11 protein-coding genes are annotated in these 11,633 nt (G+C 62.4%); 5 read left to right on the forward strand and 6 right to left on the reverse strand.

The genetic code is table 11. The features are described 5' to 3' along the window. The first annotated feature begins 30 nt into the window (after positions 1–30). The gene (locus tag ACP146_RS00910; protein ID WP_422364881.1) at positions 31–267 is read left to right on the forward strand and encodes a hypothetical protein; all 237 of its coding nucleotides are present in this window, start codon (positions 31–33) and stop codon (positions 265–267) included. 84 nt (positions 268–351) lie between these two features. Then, on the forward strand, positions 352–1,413 hold the full coding sequence (locus tag ACP146_RS00915; protein ID WP_422364882.1) for an ABC transporter ATP-binding protein: 1,062 nt from the start codon (positions 352–354) through the stop codon (positions 1,411–1,413). A gap of 50 nt (positions 1,414–1,463) precedes the next feature. Here ACP146_RS00915 and ACP146_RS00920 read toward each other — a convergent pair whose 3' ends face one another. From ACP146_RS00920 to ACP146_RS00935, 4 genes are all read right to left on the reverse strand, one after another. Beyond that, a complete protein-coding gene (locus tag ACP146_RS00920; protein ID WP_422364883.1) occupies positions 1,464–3,224 on the reverse strand; it encodes an ABC transporter permease in 1,761 nt (586 codons plus the stop codon). Further along, positions 3,225–4,220: an ABC transporter substrate-binding protein gene (locus ACP146_RS00925; protein ID WP_422364884.1), complete on the reverse strand. Its 996-nt coding sequence runs from the start codon at positions 4,218–4,220 to the stop codon at positions 3,225–3,227. 193 nt (positions 4,221–4,413) lie between these two features. Beyond that, a complete protein-coding gene (locus ACP146_RS00930) occupies positions 4,414–4,635 on the reverse strand; it encodes a hypothetical protein (RefSeq protein WP_422364885.1) in 222 nt (73 codons plus the stop codon). Between the two features lie 244 nt (positions 4,636–4,879). Next, on the reverse strand, positions 4,880–5,269 hold the full coding sequence (locus ACP146_RS00935; protein WP_425032980.1) for a helix-turn-helix domain-containing protein: 390 nt from the start codon (positions 5,267–5,269) through the stop codon (positions 4,880–4,882). 709 nt (positions 5,270–5,978) lie between these two features. Here ACP146_RS00935 and ACP146_RS00940 point away from each other — a divergent pair. Then, positions 5,979–7,049 (forward strand): GlxA family transcriptional regulator, encoded by a 1,071-nt coding sequence (locus ACP146_RS00940; protein WP_422364887.1) that lies wholly within the window; start codon positions 5,979–5,981, stop codon positions 7,047–7,049. 106 nt (positions 7,050–7,155) lie between these two features. Continuing rightward, a protein-coding gene (locus tag ACP146_RS00945) for an IS5 family transposase (RefSeq protein WP_422364888.1) occupies positions 7,156–7,913 on the forward strand; the annotation gives its coding sequence in 2 pieces (ribosomal slippage) (positions 7,156–7,479 and positions 7,482–7,913; 756 coding nt in all). Positions 7,914–7,922: 9 nt separating this feature from the next. On the opposite strand, the gene ACP146_RS00950 is transcribed toward ACP146_RS00945, so the two are convergent. Beyond that, positions 7,923–8,405, reverse strand: coding sequence for a hypothetical protein (locus tag ACP146_RS00950; protein WP_422364889.1), 483 nt, complete (start codon positions 8,403–8,405; stop codon positions 7,923–7,925). 330 nt (positions 8,406–8,735) lie between these two features. Between ACP146_RS00950 and ACP146_RS00955 the strand changes: the two genes are divergently transcribed. Beyond that, positions 8,736–10,460, forward strand: coding sequence for a putative bifunctional diguanylate cyclase/phosphodiesterase (locus tag ACP146_RS00955; RefSeq protein ID WP_422364890.1), 1,725 nt, complete (start codon positions 8,736–8,738; stop codon positions 10,458–10,460). Between the two features lie 44 nt (positions 10,461–10,504). Here ACP146_RS00955 and phaR read toward each other — a convergent pair whose 3' ends face one another. Next, positions 10,505–11,191 carry a polyhydroxyalkanoate synthesis repressor PhaR gene (gene phaR, locus ACP146_RS00960; protein WP_422364891.1) on the reverse strand — a complete coding sequence of 229 codons (687 nt, stop codon included), beginning with the start codon at positions 11,189–11,191 and terminating at the stop codon, positions 10,505–10,507. Positions 11,192–11,633 lie beyond the last annotated feature (442 nt).

The raw sequence follows: 11,633 nt of genomic DNA on the forward strand, positions 1-11,633 counted from the left end.
CGGGCCCGGCAATCTTTAGTCTGGCGCCCTATGACCCAGAAGGCGACCCAGTCGGCCGACAACGCGGCATCCCGGCCGGAGACCGTGGCGGCGATCCGGGGATACCGGATTCCCAAGCGGCGTTTCACGCGCTGGGCGCTCTATTACTTCCTGCTTTACGTCGTGCTGCCGGTGCTGGCCGTCAGTCTGTTGTTCGATGCCGTGCTCTACTTCGTTTTCACCCGCTTCACCGATCACTGCTGGGCCCTCTTCTGTCTGTTCGGCTGAGGCCGGGCTGCTTAACCGAAGCGTCATTTGACCGGGCCGGGGCGGCGGTCTAAGCCAACGGCTCGAAAGAATCTGGGTTCGAATATGGTTGGATTGACCCTTACATCGGTTTCGAAGCGCTTCGGCGAGACCTGCGCGGTGGAGGCGGTCGATCTGTCCGTGGCCGACGGCGAGTTCCTGGCCGTGCTGGGGCCTTCGGGCTGCGGCAAGACCACGCTGCTGCGGCTCATTGCCGGCTTCGAGCGCCTCGATCAGGGAACCATCCATCTGGGCGATCTCCTGGCCTCCGCGCCCGAACGGCATCTGCCGACCGAAGACCGCCGTATCGGCATCGTTTTTCAGTCCTACGCCCTCTGGCCTCATATGACCGTCGCCGGCAATGTCGGCTATCCCCTGCGGGTGCAGAAGGTCCGGGGCAGCGACTATGACCGGCGGGTGGCCGCCGCGCTCCAGACCGTCGGCCTGACCGGCCTGGAGGAACGGCGTCCGGCGGAGCTTTCCGGCGGGCAGCGCCAGCGCGTGGCCCTGGCGCGCTGCATGGTGATGGAGCCGCGCATCGTGCTGCTGGACGAACCGCTGGCCAATCTGGACGTCCATCTGCGCGCCGCCATGGAGGACGAGTTCGCCGAATTCCATGCCAAGACCGGTGCGACCATGGTCTACATCACCCACGATCAGGCCGAGGCCATGACCCTGGCCGACCGCATCGCGGTGATGGATGGCGGGCGTCTCGCCCAGGTGGCACAGCCCCGCGATCTCTACCGCAAGCCGGAGAACGACATGGTCGCCGGTTTCATCGGCCAGGGCGCCATCGTTCCCGGCCGTGTCTCCTCGCTGCTGCGCGACGGGCGCTGTGCAGCGACGGTGCTGGGCCGCGACTTCGTCCTGCGTTGTGCGCCCGGACAGCAACCCGGCGCCGTTCGGGTCTGCCTGCGGCCGGAAGATCTTTCCCTGGCGCCGGAGGGCAGCATTCCGGGCCGCGCCGTTCGCCTGACCTATAAAGGCGGCGTTACTGCCGTCGACATTGCCCCGGAAGCGGACCCCGAGGCCCGGCTGCAGCTCACCCTGCTCGACAAGCGTGCGCCGGCCAAGGGCGAGGCGGTGCGCCTGACATTGCAGGACGGCTGGGTTATCCCGGCGGCTTGATTGTTTTGGTTTTCGGCTGGAACCGCCGCTCGACGCAAGTTGAGAAACAACTAAGCTTCCCAGGGCAGCACACCGCGCGGCAGCCGTTTCGACAGGCCGCTGGCCAGCAGCATCAAGGCCATCACCACGGCAACCACCATCACTGCGACGGCGGAGGCCATGGAGGACGAGCCGCTCTCGTCGAGGAAAAAGATGATGACGCCGATGGTCTCCGCGCCCGACGAGGTCAGCAGGGCCGAAACCTGGATCTCGTTGAAGGCGGTGAGGAAGACCAGCAGCCCGCCGGCCGCGGCGACCGGTGCGGTGAGCGGCAGGATGATGGTGAGAAGACGGCGGAAGAAACCGGCGCCGGCCATCTGCGCGGCCTCTTCCAGACTGCGGTCGAGCTGATAGAAGCCGCTGATGACGGGACGCAAACCCAAGGTCAGGAAGCGCGCCAGATAGGCCGCGAAGATAATCCAGAGCGTGCCGTAGATCGAAAAGCCGAGCAGCGGCAGCGGTTTCAGGAAAACCAGGATGGCGGCGATGGCCAGCACCGCGCCGGGCAGGGCGTAGGGCAGCTCGGCCAGGGCGTTCAGGACGCGCAGCAGGGCGGTGCGGCGCCAGACCACGAAGTAGGCGAGGGGGACGGCGAGCGCGATGAGCAGAACAGCGGTGCCGCTTGCCAGCGCCAGGCTGTTGAAGAAGCCGCGGGCGGTCGCGTCATGGCGGAAGATGGCGTCGGTGTAGTGCTGCAGGGTGAAACTCTCGGCCGAGAGGGAGAGGCCGTAGGCCTTCACCAGGGAAGCTGCCGACAAGGCCGCCAGCGGCAGCACCAGGATGAACAGGATCACCAGCCAGCAGAACGCCTCGACCCAGCCGCGGCGCTTGCCGAGGTGATAGCTCAAGGCCTGGGAGGGGGCGCCGATGGTGCGGTAGTCGCGGCGCTTCAGCAGCCAGGCCTGCAGGGCGAAACCGCCGGCGGCTATCACGCTGACCAGCACCGAGAGCACGGCGACCTGGCTGATGATGTCCGGGCCGAAGTCGGAGAGGCGCTGATAGATCAGGGTCGGCAGAACCGTATAGCGCGCGGGAATGCCCAGCATCGCCGGGATGCCGAAATTGCCGATGGCGGAGACGAAGGCCAGGGCCGTGCCCGCCACCAGCGAGGGCACCATCAGCGGCAGCAGGATGGTTTGGAAGACCTGGACGCCGGAGGCGCCACTGGCTCGCGCGGCCTCGACCATTTCCTTGGGTAAAGCGCGCAGCCCGGCGCGCAGGGCGAGGAACACCAGCGGTGCGTGCTGGATGCCGAGCAGCAGGATGATTCCTTCGCGCGAATAGAGCGGATGGGGTGTACCCAGGGGCGGCGCCAGGCCTAGCAGGTTCAAGAGGCTGCCACTGGGGCCGAAGACCTGTATCCATGAGAGGGCTGTAACCTGGGGTGGGATCATCATCGGCAGCATGAAGCAAAAGACCAGGGCGGCCTTGGCACGGATGTCGGTAAGGGCGACGATGAAGGCGAAGAAACTGCCGAGCAGCAGGCTGATCACGGTGCCGCCGAGGGAGACTTCCAGGCTGTGCAGGGTTGCCCGCCAGGTGGAGCGACGGGTCAGGACTTCCTCTGCGGTGGCCAGCGACGGCTGGCCGCCGGGTGCCAGCGCTTCCCACAGCAGGCGCGCCAGCGGCAGGACGGCGACCAGGGCGACGAAGAGAACGAGAAAGGCGAACAGAGCCTGTTCGCCCGTCCCGCGCCAAAATTGGGAAGAGGCCGCTTCGTTCCGGTCCGGGCCCTTTCTGTCGGTCAGGGCGCCGGCGGCGGACTCCGTCACTTACTCGCCGAAGAGCTCGGTGAACTTCATGCGGGCCGCCTTGTCGCCGCTGATCGCCTGATCGGCATCGAAGCTCATCAGCTTGATGTCGGCTTGTTTGGGAAAGCCCGGCGGCGGCGCGACGGCCGGATGGGCGGGCAGGAAGCCCTGGGCCGCCGCCAGCTTCTGGCCTTCTTCGGAGAGGACGAAATCGACGAAGGCCTGTGACGCCGGCACGTTCTTCGACGTGGCGAGGATCGCCACCGGTTCGGTTACCGCGCTGACGCCCTCCTCAGGGAAGACGAACTCCACCGGCGAGCCTTCGAGCTTGTTGCGGATCGCCAGGAAGTCGATGACGATGCCATAGAGCTTCTCACCGCTGGCGACCGCCTTGAAGGTGCCGCCGTTGCCGCCCTTGGGCGTGATGCCGTTGCCGGCCAGACCTTCGTAATAACCCCAGCCGAGATCGGGCGCGTTCACCAGGCTGTGCATGTGGTTCAGCGCGGCGCCGGAATAGAGCGGGCTCGGCATGGCAACCAGCCCTTTTGCGTCGGCGGCCAGCAGGTCCTTCCAGGACGAGGGCTGCATCGGAGCGGCGGTGTTGTAGATGATCCCGGTGGTGATCAGCTTGCTGCCGAAATAGGTCATGTCGGCATCGTAGAGCGCCTTGTCATAGGCACCCACTGCCGCGTCCTCATAGGCCATCAACCGGCCTTCTTTCTTCAACTGTCCCATGTTGATGACATCGGCGATCAGCAGCACGTCGGGCTTGATCTGGCCGGCGGCGATTTCGGCGCGCAGGATGTTCATCAGCTTGCTGGTGCCGTTGCGGGTCCATTCGACCTCGACATCGGGATGCTTCGCCTTGAACGCATCGACGGTCTGCTGGGCGTCTTTCTCGAGCTGGGAGGTATAGATCACCAGCTTGCCGGAAGCGGCAGAGGCCGGTCCGGCGGGAGAAACGGCGGCGAGGGTTGTGATTGCCAGGGCGGCAACGGCGAGACGAAGCAACGGCATCGGAAGAGCCTCCGGAAGACTGGGGGAGAAAAGCACGCATAGTATGCCCCGGAATCGATCGGAACCGAAGTCTGGGGGGCATCCAAGGCTGAGGAAGGCCGGAGGTTAGTGGCTGAGGGTGATTGTCCGATGACGGTCCGGTGACCGATTTATGAAGCGCTGCAGCCCCTCGGTCCGTCTTGGTCGGTTGCCTCTACTGCTCTGAGACGGCCGCAATGGTGCGGCGGCCGAGCGCTGTCAGCATGACCGAGTGAACCCCGCTGCTCACCTGCGTCACGGTCAGCCAGCCCTTGGCCTCGCATTCGTTCAGAGTGCGCCAGAGGATCGTCTCGACAGGCTGCTCGGTGACGGCGATGTCGCCGGACATGCGCAGCAGTTCGAGCACAAGTTGTTGCTGGGGAAGAATTGAAGCCAAGAGTGGGACAGTCTTAGGGAAAAAGTGTTAGGTGAACGGCTCGGCGCCATGCACAGCGCAGCTTTTTGGAAGCCCAAGGTACCCGGAAATGCGCTGAACGCTCAACAGCGCGTCGTCGGGCAGAAGTTTCTATCTGACGCTGATCTGACGGCCTTTTCGGACCGGCATTCAGGCCGCAAGAAGTCTCCGGGCTGCCGCTGGTCTATACGATACGACAGCCGGAGCTTCTGCCCGACGGGCGGCTCTAGTGCGTGCGGCCGTCCGCCAGAACGCGGCAAAGCTGGCTGACAGCTTCCTGATGGCGGTCGTTTGAAATGCGCGTAAAGTTCCGGGCCAGATCGAGACACATTCTCTGACGCTCGTTCAAACGGCCGTCGTCGCTGTTCAGGCCTTCGTAGAAAAACCCGATGTCGACGCCGAGAACCTTGGCGATTTCAAACAAACGACCGGCTGACACCCTGTTGATGCCACGTTCGTATTTGTGGGCCTGCTGATAAGTAACGCCGATCATCTCCGCAAGCTGCTGCTGGGTCAGACCCAGCATGGTGCGGCGTTCGCGAATGCGCTGACCAACGAACTTTTCAACGCTCTGAATATTAGCAGATACAGTTTCCACTAGGTTCCACCATTCCAGTTACGATTCTTTCTCAACCACAAGTAAGAATCTAATCAATATGACCAGAAAATATAATCACTTCATCGGGTAAATATGGCAAGAGGTTTTTCGCGAAACGCGAACACGCCGGATTTCTGCGATTTTTGGACGATGGCTACGGTCAAACTGAGAGCATCGACCACCGGCAGGATAAACGGCTGTTATTTCAGCAGCCTATCCATTTCCTCGCACCCTTTCCCAGGAGGCTTCGCGACCCTCCAGGGTTTCATGGATCAATCAAGAGGCTGATCAATCCCTATCAAATCAACTTAAGGCAGCGAGCCGGAGCCGCAACCCCCTTCACTGGTATTTTACCAGAACCAAATGGGTTCTGATGCTGATTCCGGGGCCGGCGACTGTCTGTCTGGGTGCCTAACCTCCCGCTCAGGCTGAATCTATTGCCGTCTTATCCCCCTTCATGCCAGGGGCAAATAAGAGACGCGTCCGGTCGGGCGGATCGGGGATAAGGGCCCGGTTCGTCAGGACTTGTCTTCCCGCGGAGGTATGACGGATCCGCGTGACTTCTATTCCTGCTGTGGGGTTTTTTCGATCCGGTTGGCCGGCGGCGGAAGGGCGCCACGGCCCGCCTCTGCGGAACAGGATGACTATCTTTTCGACGCCGGGCGATGTTAGGGAGATGATGGGAGACACTACAGCGAGGAATCGAAGGGGGAGGAAGCAGGACGCCATGCAAGGCGATGGGAAAAGCGGCCGGCTTCACGGCGTGGAACAGCAAGGAGAACAAGAGGCGCAGCAGAGCTTTGCATTTCTACTGCTGCCGGACTTCGCCATGCTCTGTTTCAGCTCGGCGATCGAGCCTTTGCGTGTTGCCAACCGAATTGCCGGCCGGCGGCTCTATGACTGGCGCCTGGTCACGACCGACGGCGCGCCGGCATTGTCTTCGGGCGGCACCGGCATCCTGGCGGACGACTCTCTCGAGGCCTGCGGCCGCCCGGATTACTTCATCGTGGTTGCCGGGATGAACGCCCAGCGTTTCACCGATGCGCATCTCATCGGCGCCTTGCGCCGGCTTGACCGCAGCGGCTGCCGCGTCGGGGCGCTTTCGACAGGCAGCTATCTTCTGGCCAGGGCCGGGCTGTTGAGCGGCCATCGCTGCACCGTTCACTGGGAGAACCTGGATTCCTTTCGCGAAGACTTTCCCGACCTCGACGTCACCGGGGAGCTGTTTGAGATCGACGGATCGCGTCTGACCTCCTCCGGCGGTACTGCCTCTCTGGATATGATGCTGAGCCTGATCGGGGAACAGCACGGCCGCGATCTGGCGACGCAGGTTGCCGAACAATTCATCCACGAGCGCATTCGCGAGACCCACGACCATCAACGCATGAGCCTGCAATGGCGCCTCGGCATCAACCATCCCAAGCTGCTGCAGGTCATCGAGATGATGGAGGCCAATCTGGAAGAGCCGATGGCGCGATCGGAACTGGCCAGTCAGGCCGGCCTCTCCACCCGCCAGCTTGAACGCCTGTTCCGCAAGTACCTGGGGCGCTCGCCGACCCGCTACTACCTCGAACTCCGCCTGCATCGGGCCCGCGCCCTATTGCAGCAGACCACGATGTCGATCCTGAACGTCGCCCTGGCCTGCGGGTTCGTTTCGGCTTCGCACTTCTCGAAGTGCTATCGCGAATTCTTTGACATGATGCCGCGCGAGGAACGCCAGGGTAAGGGCCGTCAGACCGAAGAAGCCCTGGGCGCCGACGTCGGCGAGCGCAGTGCGAAAGCCGTGAAACGGCTGTAGGGGTTGAGGGGTGTAAAGCGCTCTAGGGTCGGTACTCAATTAGGGATTCCCCTACGTCTGCAGTTGTGATTCTTTGATCCAGGTTTCCCAAGGCAGGGAGGATTGGATGGCACGGCTTTACTGGCTTTCGGACGAGGAATGGGCTCGGATCGAGCCTTATCTGCCGCGCGGTCGGCGCGGGGCTCATCGGGTGGATGACCGTCGGGTGATTTCCGGTATCGTCCATATGCTCAAGGTCGGAGCGCGCTGGCGCGACTGTCCGTCGGAATACGGCCCCTACACGACGATCTACAACCGCTTCAATCGCTGGAGCAAGCAAGGGGTTTGGGAGGATATTTTCTACGCCCTGACGGGTAAAAGTGTTGTCGTATCGACCACAGCGGTCGATTCCACCCACATCAAGGCGCACCGCTCGGCGGCGGGGGCAAAAGGGGGGACTTCGAGCACGCAATCGGTCGATCGCGCGGCGGACGGACGACTAAAATTCATGCCATAACCGATGCACTGGGGCGCCCTATTGCCCTCTCGATCACGCCCGGACAGACCCATGATCTGGTCGGCGCGGCCATGCTTCTCGAGCGCATACCAACCCCTAAACGGCTCCTGGCCGATCGCGCCTATGACGCCGCAAAGCTGCGGGACTGGTTGATCGAACGAGGCTGCCAGCCGGTCATCCCTCCAAACCCAACCCGCAAGCATCCTCAATCGTACGACAAAGTCGCCTACCGAGACCGCAACCGCGTGGAGCGGATGTTCTGTCGGCTCAAGGATTTCAGAAGGATAGCAACCCGCTACGACAAGCGCGCCGATATCTTCCTCGCCGCCATCTGTCTGGCCGCATCTATCACTTGGTGGCTCAATTGAGTCTCGACCCTAGACCGCGAAGCGCACGAAGGTCGCGTCTTCCGGCAGCAGTTCCGGCTCGCCGCCGGCTTTGCGGTAAATCTCGCTGCCCATCAGGGCGCCGTCGCGATGCTGTGATAGCGAGGTGCTCTGGGGTGCCGGTTGCAGGCCTTTTGAGGCCAGCGCCTGCTGGCCGAGAACCTGGACCATGAAGGGCATGGAGGACAGGCGCGAAAAGCTGACCTGCCTTCCCTTGGCCGGGCCCTGAGCAGCATGATCCCGGGCGGCATCTTCCCGTGCTACCCGGCCGGGCCGCCGTTCGGCGGCTGCCGCTTCCTGATCTTCCCAGCGGCGCTGCAGGTTGCCCTGATCGTCCCTGGCCCGCAGGGGCGGGGTCTTGGCGACCGCCTCGACACCCTGCTTGGTCGCCGCCGCCGGGCTTGCAGCATCCGACGACGCCATCGGCTTGGTGCCGGGCGCGGGCAGAAGCGGCAATTTTTGAACACCGGTCACGGGTTCTGGGTCCAATCGCAGGGTTTCACGGTCTTATACAATAGATGCACCTTATGAAAAATTTATCAAGCATTGAATCTAATATGGTTTATAAATTAACCAATAAAATTAGCCGTAAGACTAAGTGTTATTGTTAATGCGATTTGATTAGTTCTGTATTTTCTGTAGTTAATGAAATTATTACAAGAGCTTTGAAGAAGTGCTTCACCTTTCTTTAAGGGGTGGCTGCCAAATTCGAGGATTATCTGGCGCCAGAGGGTGCCTTAATCAGCCGGGGGTCCTTACCCGCAAATTCTGTGGGGGATCAGCTTCAGGTAGGAGAGCGGCGGCGTGATCGATGCGATTGCAAAGGACGACTGTCTCTTGGAACTGGAGCGCCTGAACAGGGCGGTCGGGGCTTCCGGCGATGTCGCTTACGATTGGGATCTGGCGACCGATCAACTCACCTTTGTCGGCGGTGTGGCGCCGCTTTTCGAAGCCGGCGGACAGTCGGTTCCGAAAAGCGGCGAAGATCTGCAACTGCGCATCAGTCCGGAAGACCTGCCCCGTCGGCGCAGGATGCTGTCGGATCACTTTGCCGGATCCGCGACTTTCGACTGCGAGTATCGCATCCGTGCCGGGAACGGCGAGTTCCACTGGCTGCACGACCGCGGAAAGGTGGAGCTTTCACCGGCCGGCACGCCGGTTCGCATGACCGGCGTCATCCGTCTGGTGACCCAGCGCAAGAAGCAGGAAGAGCAGCTTCAGTATCTGGCCAATTTCGATGACCTGACGGGGCATTACAACAAGCTGCGCCTGCGCGAAGCCCTTGAGCACGCGCTCACCCAGTCGCAGCGCTTTGGCCAGCCCGGCGTCTATATGGTCATCGGCATTGATCACCTGGACCGCATCAACACCGGTTACGGCTATGAGGTCGGCGATGCCATCCTGGTCGAAATCGGCCAGCGGCTCGATCACTGGCTGCGCGCCGCCGATGTGATCGGCCGTCCGAACGGCGACTGCTTCGGCGCTCTGCTGTCGGTTTGCAGCGAGGAAAAGGCGCGGGTTGCCGCCGAACGCATTATTCAGTCGATGCGCGAACAGCCGATCGTCGTCGGCAAGGAAAAGATCCATGTGACGGTTTCGATCGGCGCCGTTGCCTTCTCCAGCCAGAGCAAGACCGCCGTCGACTCGATGACCAAGGCAGAGAGCGCCCTGCACCACGCCAAGACCGCCGGCCGCGACTGCCTGCGGTTTTTCACCCTGACCGAGGCCCAGCGCCAGGATTACCGCGCCTCCATGGACATCGGTGAAGAGGTGCAGCAGGCGCTGAAGGACAACCGCATTGTGCTGGCCTATCAGCCGGTGGTCGATGCGCGCAGTCACGACATCCGGTACTTCGAGTGCCTGGCGCGGATGTACGACAGAGAAGGCACGCTGATCCCGGCAGCGAAGTTCATTCCGGCGATCGAGCAGCTCGGCCTCATGCGGTCGATCGACAATCGGGTTCGCGATCTGGCGATCGGCGCTCTGGAGCAGTTCCCGGATGTCAGTCTTGCCATCAATATCTCAGGCCTGACGGCGACGGAACGCTCCTGGCAGCGGGGGCTGGTGGCCCGCCTGAAGGGCCGCCGCGACCTGGCATCGCGGCTGATCGTCGAAATCACCGAGACGACCGCGCTGATGGATATCGAGGAAACCTCGCGCTTCGTGTTCTCCCTGCGCGCGCTCGGCTGTGAAGTGGCACTGGACGACTTCGGCGCCGGCTTCACCACCTTCCATCATCTGCGCGCTCTGACCGTGGACGTGGTGAAGATCGACGGTTCTTTCATCCGCGACATCGCCGGCGACAAACAGAACCAGATCTTTATCCGCAACCTGCTTGCCCTGGCCGGCAGCCTCAACGTCGCCACGGTCGCCGAGTGTGTCGAAACCAAGGAAGACGCCGACTACCTGGCGACAGAGGGTGTCGATCTGCTGCAGGGATACTATTTCGGCCGGCCCGACGTCGACGATCACCTGCTGGGCTTTGGCCAGGGCGCGCGGCCGCCGATGAAATCCGCCGCCGGCGACTAGAGCAGATCCGCTCTCAGCCGGCGCTTACTTGTCGTCTTTGGTCCCTACTTGTCGTCTTTGGTCAGAGTATTGATCTGCTTTTGCAGCTGATCGATCTGCGCCTTCAACACTTCCAGAGACTCTGAGGAGGATGCAGGCTCGCTGCCTGCTTCTCCCTCTGCCTTGCCGCTGCCCTCGGCGCCGGGGGTCCCGGTTTTGGCGGCGCCCGTCTTGGTGGTCCCGGGCTTGTTGGCTTCGTCGCCCGGCTCAGGGGGAAAGGGCGAGAACATGCGCATGGCGCTTTCAAAGAGCGCCATGTTCTGTTTGCCGACTTCCTCCAGATTGCCGAAGGGGAACATGTTGCCGAAGGTTTCCTGCATGGACTGCCGCATGCGGTCCTGGTTCTGGGAGAAGCCCTCCATCATGTGTTCCAGGTAGCGCGGCACCATCCACTGCATCGAATCGCCGTAGAAGGAGATCAACTGCCTGAGGAAGTTGATCGGCAGCAGGTTCTGGCCTTTGGATTCTTCCTCGACGATGATCTGGGTGAGCACCGCCCGGGTGATGTCTTCCCCGCTTTTGGCGTCATAGACGACGAAGTCGACGTCTTCCTGAACCATCGTACAGAGATGGTCCAGGGTCACGTAGCTGCTGGTGGCCGTGTTGTAGAGGCGGCGGTTTGCGTATTTCTTGATTGTGATGGGGCCGTCGGACCCACCCTGTTTCTTCGCGTCTTTGCTGGTGCCAGCCAAGTTCCCTTGCCTTTCCGCCACTATGCCCCTGTTTTTGTTGCTTTTGGGGGTGGGCGTTCCTGTTTGTTCGCCGAATTGCAGCCTGTGGTCGCTCCGTCGAGGATTTCGTGAAGCCCCTCCACCTTATGCCTGCCCTTCCGCATCGGCTAATGGATATTGCTGCGCCGCATCACGGCCTGTCAACGTCCGTCTCCCGGCGCCGGATGCCGGTCCTGGGGGGCAGGCCGCCGCCGGGGGCCGTCTGGTCAGGCGCCCATGGCGGGGGCTATACTGGCGGGAGATGAGCCAGTCCGACGAACTTGACGAGCTGGCGCGGCGTTATGTGGACCTGTGGCAGGACCAGATGACCGCGCTGGCGGCAGATCCCGACTTTGCCGAGGCAATGCAGCGGGTCATGGCCTCGCTCGGGGTGACGGCGGCGGGCCTGCCGGCCGCCTGGTCG

It is taken from the genome of Pelagibius sp., assembly GCF_965249265.1.
Classification (GTDB): Bacteria; Pseudomonadota; Alphaproteobacteria; order Kiloniellales; family Kiloniellaceae; genus Pelagibius.

Coding starts and splice junctions, on each gene's coding strand:
- ACP146_RS00925 (WP_422364884.1), bottom strand. CDS start 4,220: ATGCCGTTGCTTCGTCTCGCCGTTGCCGCCCTGGCAATCACAACCCTC.
- ACP146_RS00940 (WP_422364887.1), top strand. CDS start 5,979: ATGCAAGGCGATGGGAAAAGCGGCCGGCTTCACGGCGTGGAACAGCAA.
- ACP146_RS00915 (WP_422364882.1), top strand. CDS start 352: ATGGTTGGATTGACCCTTACATCGGTTTCGAAGCGCTTCGGCGAGACC.
- ACP146_RS00910 (WP_422364881.1), top strand. CDS start 31: ATGACCCAGAAGGCGACCCAGTCGGCCGACAACGCGGCATCCCGGCCG.